This is a genomic window from Polaromonas sp. P4_F4 (genome assembly GCF_056401355.1).
The window spans coordinates 24,835-48,747 of the sequence record NZ_JBFUJO010000009.1 but is presented as its reverse complement, the minus strand read 5'-3'; the positions used below and the strand labels follow the sequence as shown (position 1 = coordinate 48,747).

Annotated in this window: 21 protein-coding genes and 1 pseudogene; 12 read left to right on the top strand and 10 right to left on the bottom strand. The window is 63.7% G+C overall.

All coding sequences use genetic code 11. The annotated features are described in order from the left end of the window. The first annotated feature begins 188 nt into the window (after positions 1-188). The 5 genes from AC1DUR_RS11570 (at position 189) to AC1DUR_RS11550 (ending at position 9,473) form a co-directional block, all read left to right on the top strand. Positions 189-1,379: a CaiB/BaiF CoA transferase family protein gene (locus tag AC1DUR_RS11570; protein WP_477717394.1), complete on the top strand. Its 1,191-nt coding sequence runs from the start codon at positions 189-191 to the stop codon at positions 1,377-1,379. Further along, positions 1,379-2,188 (top strand): enoyl-CoA hydratase, encoded by an 810-nt coding sequence (locus AC1DUR_RS11565; RefSeq protein WP_477721646.1) that lies wholly within the window; start codon positions 1,379-1,381, stop codon positions 2,186-2,188. Before AC1DUR_RS11570 ends, AC1DUR_RS11565 begins: the two co-directional genes overlap by 1 nt. Before the next feature lie 98 nt (positions 2,189-2,286). After that, positions 2,287-3,243 (top strand): zinc-binding dehydrogenase, encoded by a 957-nt coding sequence (locus AC1DUR_RS11560; protein ID WP_477717392.1) that lies wholly within the window; start codon positions 2,287-2,289, stop codon positions 3,241-3,243. A 46-nt stretch (positions 3,244-3,289) separates the two neighbouring features. After that, complete coding sequence (locus AC1DUR_RS11555) at positions 3,290-4,273, top strand: tripartite tricarboxylate transporter substrate binding protein (protein WP_477717391.1); 984 nt, start codon at positions 3,290-3,292, stop codon at positions 4,271-4,273. Positions 4,274-4,586: 313 nt separating this feature from the next. Beyond that, the gene (locus AC1DUR_RS11550; RefSeq protein WP_477717390.1) at positions 4,587-9,473 is read left to right on the top strand and encodes an NAD-glutamate dehydrogenase; all 4,887 of its coding nucleotides are present in this window, start codon (positions 4,587-4,589) and stop codon (positions 9,471-9,473) included. Positions 9,474-9,833: 360 nt separating this feature from the next. On the opposite strand, the gene AC1DUR_RS11545 is transcribed toward AC1DUR_RS11550, so the two are convergent. Both AC1DUR_RS11545 and fabG read right to left on the bottom strand, forming a co-directional pair. Then, positions 9,834-10,787 carry a bifunctional helix-turn-helix transcriptional regulator/GNAT family N-acetyltransferase gene (locus tag AC1DUR_RS11545; RefSeq protein WP_477717389.1) on the bottom strand — a complete coding sequence of 318 codons (954 nt, stop codon included), beginning with the start codon at positions 10,785-10,787 and terminating at the stop codon, positions 9,834-9,836. Between the two features lie 75 nt (positions 10,788-10,862). After that, positions 10,863-11,606 carry a 3-oxoacyl-ACP reductase FabG gene (fabG, locus tag AC1DUR_RS11540; RefSeq protein WP_477717388.1) on the bottom strand — a complete coding sequence of 248 codons (744 nt, stop codon included), beginning with the start codon at positions 11,604-11,606 and terminating at the stop codon, positions 10,863-10,865. A 260-nt stretch (positions 11,607-11,866) separates the two neighbouring features. On the opposite strand from fabG, the pseudogene AC1DUR_RS11535 reads away from it, so the two are divergent. After that, positions 11,867-12,243, top strand: a pseudogene (locus AC1DUR_RS11535) (acyl-CoA dehydrogenase family protein); the annotation flags it as partial. A 225-nt stretch (positions 12,244-12,468) separates the two neighbouring features. Beyond that, the gene (locus AC1DUR_RS11530) at positions 12,469-12,762 is read left to right on the top strand and encodes a hypothetical protein (protein WP_477717387.1); all 294 of its coding nucleotides are present in this window, start codon (positions 12,469-12,471) and stop codon (positions 12,760-12,762) included. A 52-nt stretch (positions 12,763-12,814) separates the two neighbouring features. Here the strand turns inward: AC1DUR_RS11530 and AC1DUR_RS11525 are convergent, their stop codons facing one another. Then, entirely contained in the window at positions 12,815-12,985 is a 171-nt protein-coding gene (locus tag AC1DUR_RS11525) for a hypothetical protein (protein ID WP_477717386.1), read from the bottom strand. A 379-nt stretch (positions 12,986-13,364) separates the two neighbouring features. Here AC1DUR_RS11525 and AC1DUR_RS11520 point away from each other — a divergent pair, with 379 nt between their 5' ends. Continuing rightward, positions 13,365-14,033, top strand: coding sequence for a DsbA family oxidoreductase (locus AC1DUR_RS11520; RefSeq protein WP_477717385.1), 669 nt, complete (start codon positions 13,365-13,367; stop codon positions 14,031-14,033). A gap of 10 nt (positions 14,034-14,043) precedes the next feature. On the opposite strand, the gene AC1DUR_RS11515 is transcribed toward AC1DUR_RS11520, so the two are convergent. After that, the gene (locus AC1DUR_RS11515) at positions 14,044-14,406 is read right to left on the bottom strand and encodes a MoaF N-terminal domain-containing protein (RefSeq protein ID WP_477717384.1); all 363 of its coding nucleotides are present in this window, start codon (positions 14,404-14,406) and stop codon (positions 14,044-14,046) included. A 362-nt stretch (positions 14,407-14,768) separates the two neighbouring features. On the opposite strand from AC1DUR_RS11515, the gene AC1DUR_RS11510 reads away from it, so the two are divergent. Further along, positions 14,769-15,503, top strand: coding sequence for a glutathione S-transferase (locus tag AC1DUR_RS11510; protein ID WP_477717383.1), 735 nt, complete (start codon positions 14,769-14,771; stop codon positions 15,501-15,503). Positions 15,504-15,978: 475 nt separating this feature from the next. On the opposite strand, the gene AC1DUR_RS11505 is transcribed toward AC1DUR_RS11510, so the two are convergent. The 6 genes from AC1DUR_RS11505 to ku all read right to left on the bottom strand — a co-directional run bounded on the left by AC1DUR_RS11505 (position 15,979) and on the right by ku (position 20,893). Continuing rightward, a complete protein-coding gene (locus AC1DUR_RS11505; RefSeq protein ID WP_477717382.1) occupies positions 15,979-16,287 on the bottom strand; it encodes a hypothetical protein in 309 nt (102 codons plus the stop codon). Further along, positions 16,284-16,451 (bottom strand): hypothetical protein, encoded by a 168-nt coding sequence (locus tag AC1DUR_RS11500; protein ID WP_477717381.1) that lies wholly within the window; start codon positions 16,449-16,451, stop codon positions 16,284-16,286. The genes AC1DUR_RS11505 and AC1DUR_RS11500 overlap by 4 nt, the downstream gene beginning before the upstream one ends. A gap of 151 nt (positions 16,452-16,602) precedes the next feature. Next, entirely contained in the window at positions 16,603-16,824 is a 222-nt protein-coding gene (locus AC1DUR_RS11495; RefSeq protein WP_477717380.1) for a hypothetical protein, read from the bottom strand. Positions 16,825-16,884: 60 nt separating this feature from the next. Further along, positions 16,885-17,106 (bottom strand): hypothetical protein, encoded by a 222-nt coding sequence (locus tag AC1DUR_RS11490; protein WP_477717379.1) that lies wholly within the window; start codon positions 17,104-17,106, stop codon positions 16,885-16,887. 154 nt (positions 17,107-17,260) lie between these two features. Continuing rightward, entirely contained in the window at positions 17,261-19,909 is a 2,649-nt protein-coding gene (gene ligD / locus AC1DUR_RS11485; protein WP_477717378.1) for a DNA ligase D, read from the bottom strand. A 27-nt stretch (positions 19,910-19,936) separates the two neighbouring features. Beyond that, positions 19,937-20,893 carry a non-homologous end joining protein Ku gene (gene ku / locus AC1DUR_RS11480; RefSeq protein ID WP_477717377.1) on the bottom strand — a complete coding sequence of 319 codons (957 nt, stop codon included), beginning with the start codon at positions 20,891-20,893 and terminating at the stop codon, positions 19,937-19,939. Between the two features lie 433 nt (positions 20,894-21,326). On the opposite strand from ku, the gene AC1DUR_RS11475 reads away from it, so the two are divergent. The 3 genes from AC1DUR_RS11475 to AC1DUR_RS11465 all read left to right on the top strand — a co-directional run bounded on the left by AC1DUR_RS11475 (position 21,327) and on the right by AC1DUR_RS11465 (position 23,884). Beyond that, positions 21,327-21,794: a CHRD domain-containing protein gene (locus AC1DUR_RS11475; RefSeq protein WP_477717376.1), complete on the top strand. Its 468-nt coding sequence runs from the start codon at positions 21,327-21,329 to the stop codon at positions 21,792-21,794. A gap of 249 nt (positions 21,795-22,043) precedes the next feature. After that, positions 22,044-23,627, top strand: a complete 1,584-nt coding sequence (locus AC1DUR_RS11470) for an FAD-dependent oxidoreductase (RefSeq protein ID WP_477717525.1) — start codon at positions 22,044-22,046, stop codon at positions 23,625-23,627. A gap of 17 nt (positions 23,628-23,644) precedes the next feature. Beyond that, positions 23,645-23,884, top strand: coding sequence for a hypothetical protein (locus tag AC1DUR_RS11465; protein WP_477717375.1), 240 nt, complete (start codon positions 23,645-23,647; stop codon positions 23,882-23,884). Positions 23,885-23,913 lie beyond the last annotated feature (29 nt).

Sequence of the window (23,913 nt, the reverse complement as noted above, 5' to 3'; positions counted from 1 at the left end):
CTGAAGGGGTCGGGGCCGCGCGAATTGTGCGCATGCCACCTTGTGCAGGAATGGTACCTGAAAAAATTCTGCCAGAAGACGAATTGCCGAAAAGTGTTATCTATAGTAAAAAAAGTGTTGACACTTGTCGTTAATATAGATGACACTTGCGCCTGTTTTTGCCTCCCTTCAATCCTGGATTTCCCCTCATGCCTCATTTGCCAGCCTCTTCCGCACTCCAGCGCTTTCGCGTGGTGGATCTCACCCAGGTCCGGGCCGGCCCGACGGCCTGCCGCCAGCTGGCCGACTGGGGCGCCGACGTCATCCAGGTCCAGATGCCCGAGCACATGCGCGGCGATGACACGCTGGGCGGGCAGGAAGGCTCCGACTACCAGTACACCCACCGCAACAAGCGTTCCATTACCCTGAACCTGAAAGAGGAGGAGGGCATCTGCGTGCTCAAGCGCCTGATTGGCGGGGCCGACGTGGTGGTGGAGAACTTCCGTCCCGACGTGAAATTCCGCCTGGGCATCGACTACGAAACCCTGAAGCCGGACAACCCGGGTCTGGTGTATGCCAGCATCTCGGGCTTTGGCCAGTCGGGCCCGCTGGCTACGCGCCCCGGTTTTGACCAGATTGCCCAGGGCATGGGCGGCCTGATGTCGGTGACCGGCCTGGCCGAGCAAGGGCCGATGCGCGTGGGCATTCCCATCGCAGACCTGTGCGCCGGCATATTTGCGGCGCAGGGCATCCTGGTGGCGTTGCTGGAACGCGAAACCTCGGGCAAGGGCCAGTGGTTGCACACCTCCTTGCTGGAGTCCATGGTCTACATGATGGACTTCCAGACCTCGCGCTGGCTGATCGACGGTGAAGTCGCCACGCAGGCCGGCAACTTTCACCCCACCAGCATTCCGACCGGGGTCTACAAGGCGCGCGACGGCTATATGAACATTGCCGTGTTCGGCTCCAAGATCTGGGAGCGCTTTTGCGAGATCCTGGGCGCGCCCCAGTGGGTCAGCGACGAGCGCTACAAGGACAAGGCGGGGCGCTCGGTGAACCGCGACGCGCTCAACGCCGAAATCAATCGGCTGCTGGCCGCGCAGGACCGCGCCTACTGGATCGAACGCCTGAACAACGGCGGCGTGGCCTGCGGCCTGATCAACAATGTGCAGGAAGCCTTTGAGGAGCCGCAGATCAAGCACCTCAACATGGTCAAGGATGTGGTGTCCGTGCACTTGGGGGCGCAGCGCCTGGTGGGCCAACCCATGCAACTGGAACGCACGCCCAGCACCATTGCCCGCGCCGCGCCGCGCCGTGGCGAGCATACCGAGGAAATCCTGACCGAAATGGGTTTAAGCGCCGGCGACCTAGCGCGCATGAAATCAACTGGAGTGTATTGATGACAACCGTGAGCTATGACTCCTCTACCGAACGCGTGCAGACCTGGCTGGACGCTTCCACGCTGCATATCCGCTTCAACAATCCGGCCCGCCATAACGCACTGTCGGTCGACATGTGGGAGGCCGTTCCGCCTTTGCTGGCGCAGGCCGAAACCGACGACCGGGTGCGTCTGGTAGTGTTCTCGGGCGCCGGCGAGAAAGCGTTTGTATCGGGCGCCGACATCTCGCAATTTGAAGACATGCGTGCCGCCCGGGAAGCCGTGACCCGCTACGAACAGATGGCGGAGAACGCGCTGATGGGCATCCACCGCTTCAGCAAGCCCACGCTGTCGTGCATACGCGGCTTTTGTATCGGCGGCGGCGTGAATGTGGCGATCAGCTGCGACATCCGCATTGCCTCCACCGACTCGGTGTTTTCCATTCCCGCGGCCCGCCTCGGTCTTGGCTACCGCTACTCGGCGATGAAAAACCTGGTGGACCTGATCGGTCCCGGCGCTGCAAAAGACCTGTTTTTCACTGCCCGCAAGATTGACGCCGACGAGGCCAAATCGCTGGGCCTGATTTCGCGCGTGTGCGAGCCCGAGCAGCTGCCGGCGCTGCTGGCGGAATACACCTCGGCCCTGGCCGCCAATGCCCCCTTGACGGTACGCGCGGGCAAGGCCATCACGGCGGAAATCCTCAAACCTTCACCCCAGCTGGACCTGGACCTGTGCCAGCGCCTGATTCGCGGCTGTTTTGACAGCGCCGACTATGTCGAGGGCCGCAAGGCCTTCATGGAAAAACGTAAACCGGCCTTCACCGGGAAATAACCGACGTCTGGGCCGGCCGCCCGGCCACACCCCCACCGACATCGACACCGATACCGACATCGAAAGAGAGCGAACGAATGCAGTCTTACTGGATGCAAATGACCGCGGATCACGCCACGCTGGAACTGCGTGACGTACCCCAACCCGAGCCGGGAGCCGGCCAGGTGCTGGTGCGGCTTCACGCCGCCAGCCTGAACCGCGGCGAGTTCATCGTCGGCCATGGCCTGCATGGCAAGCCCGGCAGCGCCAAGGCGGTGGGCATGGAGGGGGCGGGCGAGGTGGTCGGGCTTGGTGCCGGCGTGAACAGCCTGAAAGTGGGCGACAGGGTGATGGGCCGCTGCCCCGGGACGTTTTCCGAATATGCCCTGATGGATGTACGCGAGGCCATGATCATGCCGGCCAGCCTGTCCTGGGAGGAAGCCGCCAGCATTCCGCTGACCTTCCTGGTGGTCTACGACATGCTGGTGCTGCAGGGGCGTCTTGCCGCCGATGAATGGCTGCTGATCAACGGCGTGTCGTCGGGTGTCGGCGTCGCCGCCCTGCAAACCGCCAAGGCCCTGGGCGCGAAAGTGATTGGCACGTCCGGCTCGGCCGACAAGCTGGCGCGCCTCAAGCCGCTGGGCCTGGATGTGGGCCTGTGCACACGTTCTGCCGATTTTTACGATGCCGTGATGCAGGCCACCGGCGGCAAAGGCGTGAACCTGGTCGTCAATACGGTGGGCGGCTCGGTGTTTGCGGAAAACGTTCGCTGCACGGCCTTCCAGGGCCGGCTGGCCACGGTCGGCTATGTCGATGGGGTGCTCAAGGCCGAGATCGATATTGAAGCCCTGCATGCCCGCCGGCTGACGCTCTTCGGTGTGTCCAACAAGCTGCGCACACCCGAGCAGCGCGCGTTGGCCGTGCCGGGCTTTGTGGCCGATGTGGTGCCTGCCATTGCGGCGGGCCGCATCAAGCCGCTGCTGGATCGCGTTTTTCCGTTTGGAGAGCTCGCCGCAGCCAAAGCCCACATGGAGTCCAACCAGCATCTGGGCAAGATCGTGCTGGCCATGCCCTGAACCGCGAACGCATTAGACGCGTACACAAATAAAGGAGACATTCAACATGAAAAAAACAAATATCTTCTCGGCGTTGGTCCTCGGCGGCCTCGCGCTGAGTCTCAGCGCTGGCGCCTGGGCCCAGGCGCCCGCCTATCCCGTCAAGCCGATTCGCCTGCTGGTCGGCTTCGCGCCCGGCGGTGCGGCGGATTACGTAGCGCGGGCCATGGGTGATGCGCTGGGCAAGGCCATGGGCCAGCCCATCGTGGTTGAAAACCGCGCGGGCGCCGGATCGAGCATCGCCGCAGAGGCAGCGGCCAAGTCCGCGCCGGACGGCTACACCTTGTTGATCGCCAGCCCGAGCAGCATGTCGGTCAATCCGGCACTCAATCCCAAGCTGGGTTACAGCGCCCGCGACCTCACCCCCATCACCAAGGTGAGCAGCTCGCCGCTGGTGATTGCAGCGAATCCGGCCCTCGGCATCAACTCGGTGCAAGACCTGATTGCCCGGGCCAAAGCGGCGCCCGGCACACTCAACTACGCTACCTCCGGCAACGGCTCGGCGCCGCACCTGGGCGCCGCGCTGTTCCTTCAGGTCACCGGCGTGCAGATGACGCACATTCCGTTTCGTGGCGGCGGCCCGGCGATTCAATCGGTGATCGCGGGCGACACGCAACTGACGTTTGGCACGCCGCCGTCGGTGCTGCCCATGGTGCAGGCCGGCCGTCTGCGCGGGCTGGCGGTGAGCACCCGCGAACGCACGGCGCTGGTTCCCGGCATTGCGGGCATGGTCGAGGCGGGCCTGCCTGAATACAGCATTGAGTTCTGGTATGGCCTTTTTGTGCCGGCGGCCACGCCTCCGGCCATCGTCAGGAAAATATTTGAAGCCACCACCAGGGCAATGCAACAGCCTTCGGTCAAGGCCGCGCTGGCGCGCGAGGGTACCGACGTGTCGCTTTCCCAGTCGCCTGAGCAGTTCGCAGCCTTCCTGAACGACGACGCCAAATTCTGGGTCAAGCTGGTCAAGGACGCGGGCGTCAAGCTCGAGTGAAGGCCGGGTGGGGGTGGATGGGCGAGAAGCGATGCTCGCGGCCCGCCATGGGCTGAAGGGTTAAAAGTCATTTGCGGTTTCAGCCCTCGTGGAATTGCAAGCAGGTGTTGCAAATTCAGCGTCAGTGGTGAACGCTTCACGGCAGCCCGGTGCTGCATCCCAACGTTATGCAAAAACACAAGCTGGTGAGAAAATGGCATTGGCCAACGCCGCTGACCGTTCGTCCGATCAACTAGTCTGAGAGCCTGTAACTGGCGCAAGATGAAATACGCTGATCTGGTGGTCGGTCAGCCCTGAGACTGGAGGGCACATCATGCTAACCAGAACAGAAGATAAAGTGCGGCGCCTGTTCGACGACGTCATGGCGTGCGCGCGCGAGCGCCTGCCGGATGCGGCGTTTGCGGTATTCGAGCCGTTCCTGAACCACTACTACGGTCAGGCCGATGAGGAAGACGTACTCAGCCGCAGCATTGCCGACCTGTACGGCGCCGCGATGGCGCACTGGCAGTTGGCGCGCAAGTTCTCACCGGGCAGCGCGCGCGTGCGCGTGTACAACCCGGGGCTGGAGCAGCACGGCTGGTACTCCGATCACACGGTGATCGAGATCGTCAACGACGACATGCCGTTCCTGGTCGATTCGGTGACGATGGAAGTCAACCGGCTCGGGCTCACGCTGCATGCGGCGGTGCATCCTGTGTTCCGCGTCTGGCGCGAGGCCGGTGGCCAGATCGTGAATGTGCAGGCGGCCAGCGAGCAGGGCGATGCCGAATCCGACGGGTCGGCGCTGGAATCCTATATCCACCTGGAGGTGGATCGCCGTACCGAGGCAGCGCGACTGGAGGAGCTGACGGCCGGCCTGATCAAGGTTCTGGGCGACGTGCGGGCGGCGGTGGAGGACTGGCCCCGGATGCTGGAGACGACCCGGCGCACGATCGCGGACCTGGTCGCGCGCGAGCAGGCAGCCGGCCCGGCGCAGATTGAAGCCGCGGAGGTCGCGGAAACTGCAGAAGCCAGGGCTTTCCTCGAATGGATGGCTGACGATCATTTCACCTACCTCGGCTGTCGCGACTACCAGTCGCTTGTGCGGGACGGCGTCTACTACCTGCAGGGTGTCGCGGGTTCCGGCCAGGGCATCCTGCGCGAGGCCTTGCGCGACCCGGCCACGCCCGACCTGACCCGGCTGCCGGCCGGCGTGCAGCGCATCGTCGACTCGCCGTCGCCGATTTTCGTCACCAAGGCCAATTCGCGCTCGACCGTGCACCGGCCAGGCTACCTTGACTATGTCGGCGTCAAGCTGTTCGACGCCGACGGCAAGTTGTTTGGCGAACGCCGCTTCCTCGGCCTCTACACCTCCATCGTCTACCGGGTCGCGACCGACGAGATCCCGTTGGTGCGGCGCAAGGTCGCCCACGTCATGAGCCGCGCCGGCTTTCTGCCCAAGGGCCATCTCGCCAAAACGCTGCTCACGATACTTGAGCAGTACCCGCGCGACGAACTGTTCCAGATCGACGACAGCGAACTGTATGAAATCGCGCTCGGCATCCTGCGCTTGCAGGAGCGCCAGCGCACCCGGCTGTTCGTGCGCCGCGACCGCTTCGACCGCTTTGTGTCCTGCATGGTGTTCGTCCCGCGCGAGAAGTTCAATACCGATCTGCGCCTGCGGATCCAGAGCCTGCTGCTGGACGCCTTCCGCGGCGTGAGCGCCGAGTTCACACCGCAGCTGTCGGAATCGATGCTGGCGCGCATCTACATCATGGTGCGGACCCAGCCGGGCAATGTTCCGGAAGTCGATGTGCGGGAGCTGGAAGCACGTATCGTCGAAACCACCCACCGCTGGCAGGACGAGCTGGCCCACGCGCTGCTGGAAGGCTGCGGAGAGGAGCGCGGCAACCGGTTGCTGCGCCGCTGGGGCGGCTCGTTCCCGGCCGGCTTTCGCGAGGACTATGCGGCGCGCACCGCGGTGCGCGACATCGAGCTGATGGAAAGTGTGCAGGGCGGCCAGCCAGAGGGCGAGCCGGCCGCGCTCGCGATGAACCTGTACCGACCGATCGAGGCGGCACCGGGTTCGCTGCGCTTCAAGGTCTACCGCGCCGGACAGCCGGTCGCGTTGTCGCAGAGCCTGCCCATGCTCGAGCACTTGGGTGTCCGGGTGAACGAGGAGCGCCCCTATTGCATCGAGCCGCGGGATGCGCAAGCCGTGTGGGTGCACGACTTTGGCATGGAGCTCGCCGACGGCGCCGAGATCGAGATCGACCGCATCAAGGCGCTGTTCGAGGACGCGTTCGCGCGCGCCTGGGGCGGCGAAATCGAGAACGACGACTTCAACCGGCTGGTGTTGCGCGCGCAACTGGCCTGGCGCGAAGTCGCGATCCTGCGCGCCTATGCACGCTACCTGCGCCAGGTCGGCTCGACCTTCAGCGACGCCTATGTCGAGCGCGCGCTGACCGGCAACCCGGCGATTGCGCGCAAACTGGTCGAGCTGTTCCTCGCGCGCTTCGACCCGGCGCAAGGCGAGGAGCGCGACGCACGGACGCAGGCGCTGCAAAACAACATCGCGAATGCGCTCGATCAGGTGCCCAACCTCGACGAGGACCGCATCCTGCGCCAGTTCCTCGGCGTGATCGAGGCGACCACGCGCAGCAACTATTTCCAGCGCGCGGCCGACGGCGGGCTCAAACCCTATCTGTCGTTCAAGTTCGACCCGGCGCGCGTGCCCGGCCTGCCCGAGCCCAAGCCGATGTTCGAGATCTGGGTCTATGCGCCACGGGTCGAGGGCGTGCACCTGCGCGGCGGCCGCGTCGCACGCGGAGGGCTGCGCTGGTCCGACCGGCGCGAGGACTTCCGCACCGAGGTGCTGGGGCTGGTCAAGGCGCAGATGGTGAAGAACGCGGTGATTGTGCCGGTCGGCTCCAAGGGCGGCTTTGTCGTGAAAAATCCGCCGTCCGTGACCGACCGCGACGCGTACATGAAGGAAGGCGTCGCCTGCTACCAGACCTTCCTGCGCGGGCTGCTCGACCTCACCGACAACCTGGTCGGCGCGCAGGTGGTGCCGCCCGCGGACGTGGTGCGCCACGATCCGGACGACCCCTACCTGGTGGTTGCGGCCGACAAGGGCACGGCGACCTTCTCCGACTATGCGAACGCGATCTCGGCCGAATACGGATTCTGGCTGGACGACGCATTCGCCTCGGGCGGCTCGGTGGGCTACGACCACAAGAAGATGGCAATCACCGCGCGCGGCGTCTGGGAGTCGGTCAAGCGGCACTTCCGGGAATTGGGTGTTGACACCCAGACCACCAACTTCTCGGCGATCGGTATCGGCGACATGTCGGGCGACGTGCTCGGCAACGGTATGCTGCTGTCGCACCATATCCGGCTGCTCGCGGCGTTCGACCACCGCCACATCTTCCTCGACCCCAATCCTGATACCGAGGCGAGCTTTCACGAGCGCGAGCGCCTGTTCGCGCTGCCGCGTTCGAGCTGGGCCGACTACGATCCCTCGCTCATCTCGGCCGGCGGCGGCGTATTTGCGCGCAGCGCGAAGGTGATCCCGCTCACGCCTGAAGTGCGCGCGGCGCTCGAGCTGGAAGGCGACGAGATCACGCCGAATGATCTGATCCGCATGATCCTGAAGGCACCGGTCGACCTGCTCTACAACGGCGGTATCGGCACCTATGTGAAGGCCGGCCGCGAGACCCATGCCCAGGTTGGCGACCGGGCGAACGACGCGATCCGCGTTAACGGCGCCGAGCTGCGCTGCAAGGTGGTTGCCGAGGGCGGCAACCTCGGCTGCACCCAGCTCGGGCGCATTGAGTACGCGCAGCACGGCGGGCGCATTTATACCGACGCGATCGACAACTCGGCCGGCGTCGACTGCTCGGATCACGAGGTCAACATCAAGATCTTGCTGGGCCTGGTGGTCACCGACGGCGAGATGACCAGCAAACAGCGCAACAAGCTGCTCGCCGAGATGACCGACGAGGTCGGCGAGCTGGTGCTGAGCGACAACTACTATCAGACCCAGGCGCTGTCAGTCGCCCATAGGCGTGCGGCAGTGCTGCTGGAGCCCGAGGCGCGGCTGATCCGCCATCTGGAACGCGCCGGCCGGCTCAAACGCAAAATCGAGTTCCTGCCGCCCGACGAGGAAATTGAAGAACGCAAGACCGCGAAACAGGGGCTCACTTCGCCCGAGCGCGCGGTGCTGCTCGCCTACGGAAAGATGTGGCTGTACGACACGCTGCTCGCGTCCGACCTGCCGGATGATCCCTTCGTCGCCCATGTGCTGGCCGACTACTTCCCGCAGCCCCTGCGCGAGCGCTACGGCGACACGATGCAGCACCATCCGCTCAAGCGCGAGATCATCGCGACCTACCTGACCAACACGCTGACCAACCGCGTCGGTGCGACCCTGGTGCACCAGCTCGCGGAGGAAACCGATGCAGCCCCGGCCGACATCGTGCGCGCCTGCATCATCGCGCGCGCGGTGTTCGGGCTGGAGGACATCTGGCAGGGCATCGATGCGCTCGACAACCAGGTGCCGGATGCGCTGCAGGCGCAGATGCTGACAGATACCGGCCAGTTGATCGAGCGTGCCAGCCTGTGGTTCCTGCGCCACCGGGTCGAACGCAGCGCGATCGAGGCGGCGGTCGCGCGCTTTCGCGCGGCAGCCGACCTGGTCGGCCCGCAGCTTGCGACCTTGCTGGCGCCGGACGATGCGGCGGCACAGGGCGCGCGGCGCGACGAGTTGGTGCAGGCCGGGGTGCCGGCCGAACTCGCGCGGCGTGTCGCGGGTGCGGACAGCATCGCCGCCGTGCTCGACATCGCGGAAGTCGCGGCCGCTTGCGAGCGCCAGCTCGAACTGGTCGCCAGCCTTTATTTTGCGCTCGACCTGCATCTGAACCACGGCTGGATACGCGAGCGCGTGAGCGCGCTGCCGGCCGACACCCACTGGCAGATGCTGGCGCGCGCCGCGCTGTTCGACGACCTGGCCGCGCTCAAGCGTGCGCTGACAACCAGCGTGATCCGGCTTTCACCGACTCTGGAAACGCCCCAGGCGCTGATCGCCGCCTGGCAGGCGCACAACCAGGTGCCGCTGGAGCGCTACCGGCGCTTTCTTGCCGAGCAGCAGGCAGCAGGCACGGTGGACCTGGCCATGCTGTCGGTGGCGATGCGGGAGATGCGAATGATCGAGGGGGTGTGAGGGGTGGGCTGGACCACACTTCCCATGCCTTAGAACCTGTTTACGATCTAAACGAGGCCGCGTTGGGGTGCAATCGGGATGAGTGGGGCGCCCGGGACCGCCGCATGGGCTAGTGCCCATGCAAGGGCTCGGGTGGCTCAATCGCCCGACTGCACAGCCGGCCGGCTGTGCGTCGTGCGGCTGCCCCATGGGGATGCAAACGCGACCGCGTTTGCGTCACCCCAACCCGAAGGGCAAGCGCCTTCTCGGGCGGTCTGCGGCGTTGCGGCGCTTGCCCATAGCCCGAGCTATGGGCGGCGCGCCTTGCATCCCATCCCGAGAAGGTGCTTGCGCGGCCCCGTTTAGATCGTAAACAGGTTCTTACAGCCGCAACTCCCAGGTTTCACCCACGAGGTCATGCCCGAAGCCGTGGTAGGGCTCGCTTTTAACCAGCCGGAAGCCCCGTTTGGCGTAGATAGCGCGCGCCGCGTCCAGGCAGCTATTGGTCCAGAGCCGCATTTTCTGGTAGCCCTTGCGGCGGGCAAACGCGATGCATTCATCCGTGAGGCGTCCGCCCAGGCCCAGACCGCGCGCCTCCGGGGTGAGGATCAACATGCGTAACTGGGCCACGGTGGCTGATTTGCGCACCACAAACACCGCGCCGGCCCGCTCGCCGTCGAGTTCTGCGATCCAGCATTTCTCGGAATCCGGCAGGAAGTTTTTAAGGTATTTGCCGGTGATGTCGGCCACCAGCGCTTCGAACTCGCAGTTCCAGTCGTATTCACGTGCGTAAATTTCGCCGTGCTGCTGTACCACCCAGCCCATGTCGCCGGGCTGTGGATCGCGCAGCACAATGGTGCGGGTGGGGGCGAGTTCGGCGGCTGGCGCCAGCAGGTGCTCAATGGCGGCCATGGCGTTGACCAGTTTTTGCTGCGCATCGGGCGCCAGCGTTGCCAGCAAAGCCGCTGCCTCTTCGCTGGATTTTTTTTGCAAGGGCGCAAACGCCTTGTGACCGGCTGCCGTGAGCGCCAGCAGGCTTTGCCGGGCATCTGCCACGGACGGCACGCGCGTCAGCCAGCCTTTGCTTTCAAAACGGCGCAGGATGCGGCTCAGGTAACCGGGGTCGAGCGCCAGGTCGCGCCCCAGTTCGGAGGCCGTGGGTTGGTCGCGGTGTGCCAGTTCGTAGAGCACCCGTACCTCGGTGAGCGAAAGTTCGCTGCCCAGATAGGGGTCGAGCACGCCGATGCGTTGGGTGTAAAAACGGTTAAAGCCGCGGACGGCTTCGACGTGGCCCGCGGCAGATGGGAGTGGTGTGGAGGGCTTTGACAATGCCATGCGGCCATCGTCAATCAATTAGTTGACTTTGTCAAATAATTGAACTTTGAAATCTTTTTTTTTGCGACCGGCAACTCAAACCGACATGCCGCCCGACACCTCGATGACCGCGCCATTGATGTAGCTGGCCTCGTCGCTTGCCAGAAAGGCGTAGACGTTGGCGATTTCCTCGGGCTGCCCCAGCCGCTTGAGCGGTACATGCGCTTCCATCTCTTTCAGGACCTTCTCGGGAATGGTGTTCAGGATGGGCGTGGCAATGAAGCCAGGCGCCACGGCATTCACGCGCACGCCCTTGGGACCGAGCTCGCGGCTCCAGGTTTTGGTGAAACCGATCACGCCGAACTTGCTGGCCGCATAGTTGGTCTGGCCGAAGTTGCCGTAAATGCCCACCACCGAACTGGCGTTGAGGATCACGCCCCGGCCCTGCGCCACCATGGTGTCCGCCACAGCCTGGGCGCAATGAAACACGCCGCGCAGGTTGACGTCAATCACGCGGTCGAACTGCTCCAGTGTCATTTTTTGCAGCCGCGCATCCTGCGTGATACCGGCATTGTTGACCAGCACGTCAATGCGGCCGAACTGGTCCTTGACCTGCTTCACCACGGCATCGACCATGGCGCGCTGCGTGACGTCCATCACATGGCCGACGGCTTGCGCGCCCAGTGCCTGGCACGCCCTGACAGCCTCGTCAACACCGGGTTGCCGGACGTCGCAGACGATGACGATGGCGCCTTCGCGGGCGAATTTGATGGCGGTGGCCAGGCCTATGCCTTGCGCCGCGCCGGTGATGATGCTTACCTTGTTCTGGAGTCGTTGCATGAGAGGGTGAGGTTGGTTGAAGGAAATCGGTTCAAGGTTCAATAGACATAGACGATCGACGGCTGGTGCCTGCCCGGGGCATTCCTGACGGTACGGGTCAGCATAAAGCCTGGGCCGGATTTTGCCGCCACTTCATTACAACGCCGAATGAGGTCATCCGGGGTTGAATCCATTGCGGCGCTGCAGTTCCGCAGCGCGCGGAGGGCTGCGTGGAGGAATGCTTCGGCCATGCGATTTTCCCCACGGGGGCTTGGGGCTTCGGCCTCAAGGCGCAGGACACCGCCGAGCTCTTCTTCAACGACGTGAGGGTGCCGGCTGGCCATCTGCTGGGCGGCGAGGCGCATGAGAACAAGGGATTTATCTGCCTGATGGAGCCGCTGCCGTGGGAGCGCCTGCAAATCGCCACCACGGCCGTTTCGGCGGCGCAGGCCGCCATTGACTGGACGCAGGCCTATGTGAAGGAGCGCAAGGTGTGCGGTCAGCCCGTGGCCAACTACCAGAACACGCGCTACAAACTGGCCGAGATGCAAGCCGAAGTGCAGGTGGCGCGTGTGTTTGTCGACAAATGCAGTCATGGACGAATGCGTGCAGTTTTTTTGGTGGCTACGGTTACATGTGGGAATACCCGATCACCCGCGATCACCCGCGATCACCCGCGCCTATGCTGACGCCCGCGTGAGCTGTAACAAAGATTCGTTTGTCCGCGCCGTCTTTTGTGCACGCCGGCAGGCCGTGAGATGCCGTCCTACGCAAGGACGGGACAGTTTCAGCGGCCAATCACTAAAACTGGGTATTCCCAAAACCTTTATTTCTGTTTCAATAAAAACTGTTTCTTTCACTTCTGCTTGAGGAGGGGTTTTATATGCGATTCGATCTTTTTCATACACGCGTGGATGCCCATATTCGGAAAGCCCAGGAGTATTTGCAGGCGGCCAATCTGGCCCGCATCGAGCACCAGATAGCGGCGGACCATCATCTTGCGCTGGCATCGATGTATGCGCAGCGCGTGATCTGGCTTGAACAGGAATTGTCCGAATCGGTTTCACGGTTTAGCCCGTCTTTTCGGGGCGTCGTGTCCGTGGCAGCCGAAGGTGCCAAACGCGGCCCGGAATCCGTTGTGAGCCTGCAGCGGAGCGCCCCGGTCGGAAATGGTTGAGGGGCGCTAGCCCCTCCGCGGCGCTGCGCTGGCCTTCAGCAGGCGCCGGTGGTCAGGACGGGTCTTTGCTGCGTGTGCGGCTGACGGCGCTGAAAATGCCGATGCCGAGAAGTATCAGTGCACCGATGCCGATATACAGGTGTGGTATGCCCGCTACCACCGCGCCCCAGATCACGCCGCAGAGGAAGATCACGAAACCGATCATGTAGAGTGCAAAAGACATGGTTTTTCTCCGGGAAGTTGTCGTTTCACTATGCGTGGCGGAACACTCCCGATGTATCGGGGGGAGGCGCTGATAGGTGTCAGTGCGGGCCTACTGAAGGCCTTGGCCTGACCGCGGTCGGAGCCGGACAGGCGGCACAAGGACGTCGGGTGGATGGATAGGCGGATGGCCTCCCGGTGGCCCTTCAAGTAACCGTACGCCGCACCTGCATATTGCCCGCGCCATGACAAGGCGCGGCCGTTCCACGTAAAAATCGCGCCTGCAGACCCGTCATATCCACTGTTTGACAAGGCGGTCCACACCGGGCGATCCTTCCGTGGACTTGTCATGCAGGCGAGCTGGCGACCTTGCGTGAAAAATGAAATGAGAACGACACACCATGACCATCCCCCTCAAAATCGATTTCGTCTCTGATGTTTCCTGCCCATGGTGCGTGATCGGGCTTAAATCGCTGGACCAGGCGCTGGCGCGGGTCGGCAAAGACATCACGGCCGAGCTGCATTTCCAGCCATTTGAGCTCAACCCCCAGATGACGGCCGAGGGCCAGGAAATCACCGAGCACATCACGCAAAAGTACGGCATCACGCCCGAGCAGGCCCAAGCGAACCGCGAAAATATCCGGGTACGGGGCGCGCAGCTGGGCTTCAAATTCAGCATGGCGGACGAGCCGGGCGGTGGCCGCAGCCGCATTTACAACACCTTTGATGCACACCGCCTGCTCCACTGGGCCGAGCTGCAGGGCGAGGGCAGGCAGAAGGCGCTGAAAGAGGCACTGTTCAAGGCTTACTTCACCGATGGACAGAGTCCCGGTTCGCACGAGGTGCTGGCGCGGGTGGCGGGCGAAGTGGGCCTGGATGCCGAGCGCGCGCGGAACATCCTGGCGTCATCCGAATACGCCGATGAGGTGCGCGAGCGCGAGCAGTTCTACCTGAGCCAGGGCATCCATTCGGTGCCGGCCGTCATCATCAATGACCGCCACCTGATCTCTGGCGGGCAGCCCCCTGAAGTGTTTGAACAGGCCCTGCGCCAGATCGCGGCGGCGGGCTGACATTCCGGACTCAGGCTGCTGGACCGCCTTCGCGACGATCGAGCACTTCAAACCGGCCCGACTGCCGGAACCATTCCTTGCCATTGGACGCAAAGCCCACCGCGGTGCCGTCCCGAAGATTGAGCACCACCGTGAGCGTGTAGCCGCTGTCGGCTGACAGGTAGGACACCACATGCACGTCGTCTGACACCTTCACGGCGGCACTGGCCTTGTCGTGGTGCTCGCTGGCGTCCGGGTTGTCCGCGCTGCGCCAGGTGACGCGGCCATTGGGCTCAAAGGTATGTTCAAACGTCCGGCCTTTGGCCGGGCCGTCGCTGAAGGTCCATCTCAGGGTTTTGCCGTGGAGTGAACTGGCTAGGGTTGATTTCGCCATTGCATTGACCTCCGGAAAAAACGAAAAGGCGCCTGCACCTGGTGGCGCCCTTCTTTCATGCTGCTTCAGTGTCTCAGTGTCCGTCGGCTCGAAAAACCGGAGGTGTCAGACCGTGGCCAACTTCATGTAGGACAAGATGAAACCCGGTTTAAACCCCGGTTAAACCCCGGTTTGAACCTGGTTGGTCTGGAATTATTTTCTCTGCCCGATGAGGTGGACACCTGAGACCGCGTTCTCGCCTCTTGCCTTTATTGCTATGAAATACATAGTTCTTTATGTCCGTCCGGCATGGGCTAAAGTGGCGTTTCCCGTCATTTCACATACTGCCCACACTCTGCCAACCCACCCACCGGGGGAGTTTCATGTCATACGAACTTCATTACTGGCCCGGCATTCAGGGACGCGGCGAATTTGTGCGCCTGGCGCTGGAAGCCGCAGGCGCCGACTACGTTGATGTGGCGCGCGATCGCCAGGGCGAAAAAGCCGGGCAGGGCATGGCGGCCATGATGCATGTCATGGACAGCCCCGATGTGCTGCACCCACCGTTTGCTCCGCCTTTCCTGGTGCACGGCAAGGTCATCGTGGGGCAGACGGCGGCGATTTTGCTGTACCTCGGCCCCCGCCTCGGGCTGGTCGGCAAGAGCGAGGTTCAGCGCGTGTGGACGCACCAGCTGCAGCTGACCATTGCCGACGTCGTCGCCGAGGCCCATGACACGCACCACCCGATTGCCACCGGCCTCTACTACGAGGACCAGAAGCCGGAGGCCGTCCGGCGTGCAAAGGAGTTTCGCGAGGCGCGCGTGCCCAAATTCCTGGCCTGGTTTGAAAGCGTGCTGGCGCGCAACCGCCGGGGTAGTCGCCATCTGGTGGGTGGGCGGTTGAGCTACGCGGACCTGTCGCTTTTCCAACTGGTGGCGGGCCTGCAATACGCCTTTCCCAAGGCCAGCCGGCGCGCGCTAAAAAAGGCGCCGTGTGTTGCAGCCCTGCACGACAGCGTGGCGCAGCATCGCCGCGTGGCGGCCTACCTGGCCAGCGAGCGACGCATTGCATTCAATGAAGACTGCATCTTTCGCCGCTACCCGGAACTCGACAGCTGACGAACGCATGCCCGCCTGCATGTTTCATGCCTCATGCTTCAACCTCATGTTTCAATCTGGTTGCTACTGATTTAATAGCTGTTAGCCCAATTCTTTATGGGCTACTGAGCTGTTTTCATTCGACGGGAGAGAGGTCGATATTGCAGTGTCCAGAGGTGGGGCCGACCCCGTGCAGACCCCTATGTGACCTATGCAAGTGCGGCGCGGTCTTCTCCTACAAATCTGTCTGTGCTTGCCTGACCGCAGCGGCACCTTGTGCGCGCCATGATGGATTACGTGCTGCTGATACCAGGGTGCCCAGCGTAGTCATGACCAGGTCAAGGCCATGCGCGCCAGCCTGAAGGCAGCGCACTAAAAGAAAAATGACTTTAGAGAGGATTCAGTTCGCTGGCGCCCAAGACTTTGTTGCTGGCACTCGAGGCTCGGCACACCGGGGGCAGCATGCAAGGCTGCCCCTTTTTTTCTCCGGCCGCGGTTAGTTTTTCAGGCGACTTCCGCAATCGACCTGCGCATCGAGTTGCCGGCCTTCGCGTGAATAGTCGCTCTCGGTCACCTTGCAACCCGAGGCTTGCTCGATGGCCTGCACCAGCGCGGCGCGGGTAGAGGGTTTGCTGGCTGGAGGGGGTGTCACCAGGTTGGTGGAAATGGCGGTCCAGGTGCCGGCAGTCAACTGGCTGAGCACGTAGGACTCACCCTCGACGCTGACCCTGTGCCCGGCGGGCGAAGACATCCATGTGCAGGCGCCCACCAGGCAGAGGACAGCCAGCGCGATCAAGGCTTTCATGCGCTGGCCGGGCGAGGTGCCAACACCATGGCGATGGGCGTCGTGGAGGGGGCAACGGCAGCCTTGGGTTCCGGCACCTGGGGTGGGAGCTTGGGCGACTTGGTATTATCCGGGCAGCCCGCCAGCAGCATTGCGGCCAGGCTCAATGGCAAGAGGTATTTCATGAGGTCTCCAGCGCAATCGTCTTGCGGTACTGAAATCATAGGCCGCCATGCGGCGCCATGCCAGTGCGCAGCGTCAACTTGCGGCAAAGGCCTACACGGCCAGCCGTGCAAAAGCCGGCTGGGTTACCGGGTTATCGGGCGCAGCCGCAGCCTAGGCAACACCCATGCGCCGCAACGCTTCGCTGAGGCTTTGGGGCGGTGGCTGTTCGCTGGCCGGGGTGGCGCATTGTTGTTGTAGTGATGGTGGTGCGTGGGGTGTCGGCGCCGCGATGCCGGGGCTTTCCGTGGGCCGGCAGTTCCCCAACTCGGCCGCACGGCGGCGGCCTTCTGTCTGGAGGTAGGCGGTCAGATCCATTTCATCGCGCGGTTCCATGTGGCTCTCCTGGTTCGCACTGAAAGCCCTCGCGCGTGGGGCTTCGATGCGTAAATTGATTCACAGTCGGGTGGCCTCGCCGGCCTGTCGGCCCCGGCCCCGGGACCGATGCCAAGGGGCGTTGCCGGCCTGCGGATGATTGGCCTGCTTGTCCTGCCGGTCGCTCTCGTTGGTCTGGGTGGTTTGGTGGCTTGGGTCAGGCTGATGGGTCTGCTGGGTTTGGTGGGTTTGCTCGGTCTGGTGGTTCTGTTCGGTTTCGGTGGTTTGCTCGGTGGATTCCATGAGGTGCTCCTGCGGTAGGCAACGAAAATCGCCTGAAATAACCCATGACAATTCAATATGGCAATTTAGCGGCGATGATTCTGATTGGCTGTCGGGGCAAGGATGCTGCTGGTGTAGGAGGCCGATGACAGCTGGCGAAGTGCTTGCCCTGCCGTCAATGGGTGGGTGGCTTGAAGCCCAGTTTTTTCATCGCCGCAGCCAGGCTGTTGGCGCAGGCGTCATAGTCCTTCCAGGGCTGGTTGCCGGTGGCCAGGCGCCCACCTGTCGTCGTCGTGGTCCAGTGCGCGCCGCCGGTGAGCGAAGCCAGTTCATCCCACGCCACCGGTATCGAAACCCCCAGCCCCGGCCGCGCGCGCGCCGACCAGGCCGAGACGGTCGTGGCGCCGAAACCGTTGCGCAAGTAGTCCACAAATATCTTGCCGACCCGGTTTTTGGGGCCGCTCTTCGCCACGAAGCGTTGCGGCAAAACACCTGCCAGGTGTTTCACGATGGCGTGCGAGAAATCCTTCACCGTGTCGAAGTCGTAGTTGCGCCTCAGCGGCACCACGACGTGCAGGCCTTTGCCTCCGCTGGTTTTCAGAAAACTGGCCAGTCCCAGCTCATCCAGAAGAGAGTGCACCAGCTGCGCGGCCTCCTGCATCTCCGGCCAGCCAACCTTTTCGCCGGGGTCCAGGTCGAAGGTCATGCGGTCAGGCTTGCGAATGGCGCGGCTGGTCGCGTTCCAGGTGTGGAATTCCACGGCATTGACTTGCGCGGCTTCCAGCAGGGCCGCTACAGAAGGGATCTCGAGCAGCGGTTCATGTCCCGGGTCCAGCGCCGGGTCGAGCAGCTTGATACCGGGAATGGCTGTGGCTTCCGCGTGTTTCTGGAAAAACAGCTCACCCCCGACGCCTGCCGGCGCGCGAACCAGGGCAACCGGGCGCCCCTTGAGGTGCGGCAGCATGAGCGGGGCGACAGCGGCGTAGTGCTCCACCATGGCTTGCTTGGTGAAGCCGGTGGTTTTGTCGATCACGCGGTCGGGATGCGTGATGCGCACGGACTCAGGAGCCTTGCCAGGGGCCTTGTCAGGGGGTTTTCGGCTGGTGGGGCCTGGTGTGGCAGCGTCTTGCGGCATGTCGGAGCCTTTCCGGGGGGTGACTGGTGATGTGGGCGTCTCACGGAGGATGTTTTTGGCCGGCTTGTCGGTGCGAAGTCCCTGGAACACGGGGTGGCGGATATGGCCGCCGTGGGTCCATTCGCCAAACGCCACTTCGGCCAGCAGTTGCGGCTTCACCCATTGCCCTTTGACGCCTGCCGGCAGCGCGGCAAACGGGCTGCGCTCTCTGTGCAGCGTTGACAGCCGCTCCTTGAGGCTGCGCAGCGTCTCGACATTGAAGCCTGTGCCCACATTGCCGGCGTACTGGAGCTTGCCCTGCGCATCGTGCACGCCCAGCAGCAGGGCTCCCAGGCCAGTGCGGGAGCCTTTGGGCTCGGTGTAGCCGCCAATCACAAACTCCTGGCGCAGCTGGGTTTTGAGCTTGATCCAGTCGGGCGAGCGGCGCGAGACGTAGGGCGAGGCTGCGCGCTTGCCGATCACGCCTTCCAGGCCCAGGCGCTGGGCCGAGTTGATCAGGTCTTGCGGGGGCTGGTCAAACGCCTCGCTGAAACGGATGCTGTCCTGCGGATTGCGCGTCAGGGCCGTGCGCAGGATTTCGCGCCGCTGTGTCAGCGGCACCTGGCGCAGGTCCAACCCATCGTAAAACGGCAGGTCGAACACGTAATAGAGAATATCTGCCGTGCTGGCGCTGTCGAAGGCGTTTTGCAGCGCGCCAAAGCTGGGCAGGCTCTGCTCATTCATCACCACAATTTCGCCGTCCAGCCAGGCGGAGCGCATGCCCAGTTGTGCAACGGCTTTGGCCAGCCTGGGCAACCTGGCGGTCCAGTCGTTGCCGTTGCGCGTCATGCAGCGCACCGAGTCCCCCTCGATGCGGGTGAGCAGCCGGTAGCCATCAAACTTGATTTCGTAGATCCAGTCTTGCGGGTCGGCAGGCACGCGGTTGACCAGCGTGGCCAGTTCCGGGGCCAGCGTGCCGGGCAGCCCGGATTTCACCGCGCCTTCGGGAATGCCTTTGGGAATGTTTTTACCGGACCGTGCGTTGGCCGCCGTTGTTCTGGTGGGCTTCCTGGTCTTGCTTTCAGGCGCTGTTTTTTTGGTGCGCGCAGCGCGAAGGGCGCCCTGTGTTTCGGTGGCTGCCTTGCCAGGCAGGGGCTTGCCGGAAAGCACGCTGTCGGGCAGCGCCTGGAGTACATCAAATACCTGCTCGGGGCGTGCGTGGTCGTCCTGCTCCTTGATCAGCAGCCAGGGTTCATGGCTTTCCCCGGCATGGCCGTGCATGCGCACCAGCGTCCAGCCTCCCTTGAGCTTTTCACCGTGCAGTTCAAATTTGAGCTTGCCGTTCTTCAGGCCTGCGGCCGGGTCGCCCGTCGGCGCCCAGAGCCCGCGGTCCCACACAATGACGTGGCCGGCACCGTACTGCCCGGGTGGAATGGTGCCTTCAAAGCCGGCATAGGCCATCGGGTGATCTTCGACATGCACGGCCATGCGTTTGACGGCCGGATCCAGGCTCGGCCCTTTGGGAATCGCCCAACTCTTCAGCGAGCCCTGCAGCTCCAGCCGAAAGTCGTAGTGCAGGCTGCGCGCGGCATGCTTCTGGACCACAAACCTCAGCGCCTTGGCGGAGCGCTCGCCTCCTGTGGCGGGCTCGGGCGTCTGCTTGAAGTCGCGCCTGGCGCGGTAGGTTTTCAGCAGGTCCTCGGCGGCCATGGCGCGGGCGTGTTCATGGGCAGGTTTTCAGGCAGCCCGCTTGCCGTGCGCGCGCGAAGCGGCTTTTGCCGTACCCTTGCGGGCGGTCGTGCGGACGGTTGTGCGGGTGGCCGTCCTGGGGCGGGCTTCGGGCTTGGGGGTCTCCTTGCCATCTGCCCCATCTGCCGCGGCCGCTGCGCCGCCCTTGCGCAGGCTGCGCTGGAGCAATTCGGTGAGGTCGAGGATGGTGGCGCCCGAACGTCCGGCGGAATCCTCCGCCTTTTGAGGCTGCTCCACGGTTTCGATCTTGCCTTCCCTGGCCTTGCGTTCGACCAGGGCCATGATTTCGTCCCTGAACGAGTCCCTGAATTTTCCCGGATCCCAGGTCTCCGTCATGTCATTGACGAGCTGTTTGGCCATGGACAGTTCGCGCGCCGACAGCCCGGCCGCCTTCGCGCCCTCGGGTGGAAGGTCCAGGTCTTCCCAGGAGCGGATTTCTTCGCCCCAGCGCATCAGGTTCAGGATGAGACCGGGTCCGGAGGGCACCAGCACGGCCAGGTGTTGCTTGGTCTGGATCACCACCCGCGCGATGCCGACCCGCTGCGTGTCAAGCAGGGTGTCACGCAGCAGGGCATAGACTTTTTGCCCTTTGTTGATGGGCGCGATGTAGTAGGGCCGCTCCAGGTAGATAAAGGGAATTTCCGTATTGGCAACGAAACTTTCGATCTCGATCGTCTGGGTCGTCTTGGGATAAGCCCCGGCAATTTCCTCTGCAGACAGGACCACATACTGGTCATCCTGGTATTTGATGCCCTTGACGATGTTTTCCCGGCTGATTTCCTTGCCGGTCTTTTTGTTGATGCGTTTGTAGCCAACCGGGTCCATGCTGCGTTTGTCCAGCCAGTCAAAATCGATACCGCTGTCGGACGTGGCCGCATGCAGCGCCACGGGGATGTGGACCAGCCCAAAGCTGATGGCACCTTTCCATAGAGTGCGTGAAGCCATTGCCAGCTCCTTCCGGTTGTGCCGTACTGCGTCAGCCGCCCCTGCCGGCGGCGGTGCCGTGAATGCTTTCCCGCAAACCGCGCAGACGCAGATGGTGTTGCAGTAGATGGTGTTGCAGTGTGTCAGCCATGTGGTTTGACCATGTGTGTTTAACCATGTGTTTTGTCATGGGTGCTCATGGCGAGCCATGGTGAACGAGGACGGACATAGTTTCACTTTCCCAAAGTGGTTGGCAGTTGCCTGTCGGCTGCCATGCGCCTGTGCCGTAGGACAGCGACCCCTTTGATTTGCGGCGCCATGCCACCCCCGCGGCAACCAGGCTGGCCGCCTGGCAGGCATGTCGTCCCATGCCCGCTGGCCACACCGGGTTTGTCCTACGATGGCGCGGTTTTGCCCCGCCGACAATTACCCTTTTGATCTACAGGAATTGATCATGCCCCTGCACCTCCATCGTCAAGCAAGCCGTATTTCCCGTGCTGCCGTCATGGTGGCGGCTGTGACCGCCATCACCGGCTGCGGCTTGATGGATCGCCAGTCCAACCTGGTGGCGTTCACCACCCAGCTACGGGCTGCCAACGAGGTCCCGCCCAACGCCAGCCGGGCTACCGGCTCGGTCGATGCGGTGTTCAATAAGGACACCAACCTGTTTCGCTGGAAAGCCAGCTTCAGCGGACTGACCGGGCCCGCCACGGCCGCCCACTTTCATGGCCCTGCTGCCATTGGTGCCAACGCGGGAGTTGCCTTGCCCTGGCAGGGCCCCATCGTGAGCCCGCTGGAAGGGCGGGCCACGCTGACGCCGGCACAGGCTGCCGACCTGATGGCGGGGCGCTGGTACGCCAATGTTCACACGGTGGCCAACCCCGGAGGCGAAATACGTGGCCAGATGACGGTGCGCAACTAGTGGATAGTGGGCGGTGGGTAGCGGCCTGATGGTTTCGCTGCACTCCTGACCGTTTTCCGCCTCGGGCCGGGGACGCCTCGCAGCGGGCAAAACCCATCCTGAAAAAATGGTTGCGCGCGCAACCTGATTGATTTATAGTTGCGCTCGCAACCATAAATCAATCGGGACAAACGCATCGTGACCACTCCACTTTCCACTCACTGGCCCGACAGGGTTCCTGTGCTGATTGCCGGCGGCGGACCTGTCGGCATGAGCCTGGCGGCCCTGCTCGGACGCCACGGCATCGCCAGTCTTGTGATTGAAGCCGATGACGGCTATTGCGCCGGCAGCCGGGCGATTTGCATGTCGCGCCGCTCGCAGGAAATACTGGGCTGGGTCGGCGCCGACCAGCCGCTGGTCGAGAAGGGCTTGTCCTGGGTCGGCGGGCGCAGTTATTTTCGCGACCGGGAAGTGCTGCATTTCCAGATGCCGAGCGAGCCGACACAGCGCTTCGCGCCCATGGTCAACATCCAGCAGTTCTATGCCGAGGAGTTCGCCCACAAGGCAGCACTGGCGCAGGGCGGCCTGGTCGACGTGCGCTGGTCCAGCAAGGTGACCGCGGTCCGGCCGCAAGCGGATGGCGCGCAAGTAGATGTCCAGGCCGCCGATGGGATGCACACGGTGCAGGCTGACTGGGTTGTGGCCTGTGACGGGGGCCGCAGCACGGTGCGCGAGCAGCTCGGGCTGCAACTGGAAGGCACCCAGTACGAAGGCCGCTACGTCATCGTGGACGTGGTGCAGAAAACCCGCCGCGCGGTGGAGCGTCTCGCCTGGTTTGACCCGCCGTCCAACCCCGGCTCGACCATTCTGATGCACCGCCAGCCCGATGATGTCTGGCGCATCGACTACCAGATTCGTGACGACGAGGATCCGGTGGAAGCCGTGAAGCCTGAAAACGTGCTGCCGCGCGTGCAAAGCCATCTTTCGATGATTGGCGAGGACGAGCCCTGGGAGCCGCTGTGGATTTCGATCTACAACGCCAAGTGCCTCACCTTGCCCAGCTACCGCCATGGCCGTGTGCTGTTTGCCGGCGATGCGGCCCACCTGGTGCCGATTTTCGGGGTGCGCGGACTCAACTCGGGCCTAGACGATGCGGCCAACCTGGCCTGGAAGCTGGCGCTGGTGCAACAGGGGCGGGCGGCGGACTCCCTGCTGGACAGCTATTCCACCGAGCGCGTGCATGCCACCCGAGAGAACATTGCCTACGGCGCCAAAAGCACGGAATTCATGGCGCCGCCCAATTACGGTTTCAAGCTGCTGCGCGAGGCGGCGCTGCGCCTGGCCACCGAAGACGCAGCCGTCAATTCGCTGCTCAACCCACGCCAGTCCACACCCGTTGAATATGTGGGCTCACCACTGAATCTGCCTTCGCAGGAGGGCGCGCCTCAGGCCGGTCCCCGCGCCGGCATGCCCGCACCCGAGGCCAGGTTGCGCGGCACCAGCGGCCACGTCCACCTGACGTCGTGCTTCGGTGGTGGTTTTGTGGTGCTGTATTTCGCGCAACATGGCCGGCTGCCGGACGAGATCGCCGCGTTGGCCGCGCCCGGGGAGGGCGGTCCCGCCGCGGTCCGCGTGATCTGCATTGCCAGCCAGGGTGAGCCTGACGTGAACACGCTGGTCGACGAGTCCGGGCAAGCCCAGGAGCGTTACGGCGCGGCCGACGGCTCGGCGTGGCTGGTGCGGCCTGACGGGTACCTGATGGGATGCTGGACGGGCACACCAGCCGCCGCTGTTCAGGCAGCCCTGAAGCCTTTTCAGCAACACTTCACCGCCGGTCTGACCCGTCCGCTGTGATGCCGCAGGAAATAACCATGACCACCACCAGCACCACCACCATCACCGGGACCAGTACCGCCGCCGTCGCCAGCGCCGCCAACGCTGACCATCTTGATCAGACCTACACGGCACTCGCAGAGGCGACAGCCCGTGTGGGCGAGGCCAGGGCTCCGCTGTTTCTGGCCACGCTGTCCCTCGCACTGCTCAGCCGCCAGGCCAATGCCGGCGAAGCACTGGCGCTGATTGCCCAGGCCGAGCGCCTGGCCGGTACCTGATTTTTCTGCCGCGCTACCGACTGCTACCG

Coding starts and splice junctions, on each gene's coding strand:
- AC1DUR_RS11555 (WP_477717391.1), top strand. CDS start 3,290: ATGAAAAAAACAAATATCTTCTCGGCGTTGGTCCTCGGCGGCCTCGCG.
- AC1DUR_RS11530 (WP_477717387.1), top strand. CDS start 12,469: ATGCGATTCGATCTTTTTCATACACGCGTGGATGCCCATATTCGGAAA.
- AC1DUR_RS11465 (WP_477717375.1), top strand. CDS start 23,645: ATGACCACCACCAGCACCACCACCATCACCGGGACCAGTACCGCCGCC.
- AC1DUR_RS11570 (WP_477717394.1), top strand. CDS start 189: ATGCCTCATTTGCCAGCCTCTTCCGCACTCCAGCGCTTTCGCGTGGTG.
- AC1DUR_RS11510 (WP_477717383.1), top strand. CDS start 14,769: ATGTCATACGAACTTCATTACTGGCCCGGCATTCAGGGACGCGGCGAA.
- AC1DUR_RS11545 (WP_477717389.1), bottom strand. CDS start 10,787: ATGGCATTGTCAAAGCCCTCCACACCACTCCCATCTGCCGCGGGCCAC.
- AC1DUR_RS11470 (WP_477717525.1), top strand. CDS start 22,044: ATGAGCCTGGCGGCCCTGCTCGGACGCCACGGCATCGCCAGTCTTGTG.
- AC1DUR_RS11500 (WP_477717381.1), bottom strand. CDS start 16,451: ATGAAATACCTCTTGCCATTGAGCCTGGCCGCAATGCTGCTGGCGGGC.
- AC1DUR_RS11565 (WP_477721646.1), top strand. CDS start 1,379: ATGACAACCGTGAGCTATGACTCCTCTACCGAACGCGTGCAGACCTGG.
- AC1DUR_RS11490 (WP_477717379.1), bottom strand. CDS start 17,106: ATGGAATCCACCGAGCAAACCACCGAAACCGAACAGAACCACCAGACC.
- AC1DUR_RS11560 (WP_477717392.1), top strand. CDS start 2,287: ATGACCGCGGATCACGCCACGCTGGAACTGCGTGACGTACCCCAACCC.
- AC1DUR_RS11525 (WP_477717386.1), bottom strand. CDS start 12,985: ATGTCTTTTGCACTCTACATGATCGGTTTCGTGATCTTCCTCTGCGGC.
- ku (WP_477717377.1), bottom strand. CDS start 20,893: ATGGCTTCACGCACTCTATGGAAAGGTGCCATCAGCTTTGGGCTGGTC.
- AC1DUR_RS11495 (WP_477717380.1), bottom strand. CDS start 16,824: ATGGAACCGCGCGATGAAATGGATCTGACCGCCTACCTCCAGACAGAA.
- AC1DUR_RS11475 (WP_477717376.1), top strand. CDS start 21,327: ATGCCCCTGCACCTCCATCGTCAAGCAAGCCGTATTTCCCGTGCTGCC.
- ligD (WP_477717378.1), bottom strand. CDS start 19,909: ATGGCCGCCGAGGACCTGCTGAAAACCTACCGCGCCAGGCGCGACTTC.
- AC1DUR_RS11515 (WP_477717384.1), bottom strand. CDS start 14,406: ATGGCGAAATCAACCCTAGCCAGTTCACTCCACGGCAAAACCCTGAGA.
- fabG (WP_477717388.1), bottom strand. CDS start 11,606: ATGCAACGACTCCAGAACAAGGTAAGCATCATCACCGGCGCGGCGCAA.
- AC1DUR_RS11550 (WP_477717390.1), top strand. CDS start 4,587: ATGCTAACCAGAACAGAAGATAAAGTGCGGCGCCTGTTCGACGACGTC.
- AC1DUR_RS11505 (WP_477717382.1), bottom strand. CDS start 16,287: ATGAAAGCCTTGATCGCGCTGGCTGTCCTCTGCCTGGTGGGCGCCTGC.
- AC1DUR_RS11520 (WP_477717385.1), top strand. CDS start 13,365: ATGACCATCCCCCTCAAAATCGATTTCGTCTCTGATGTTTCCTGCCCA.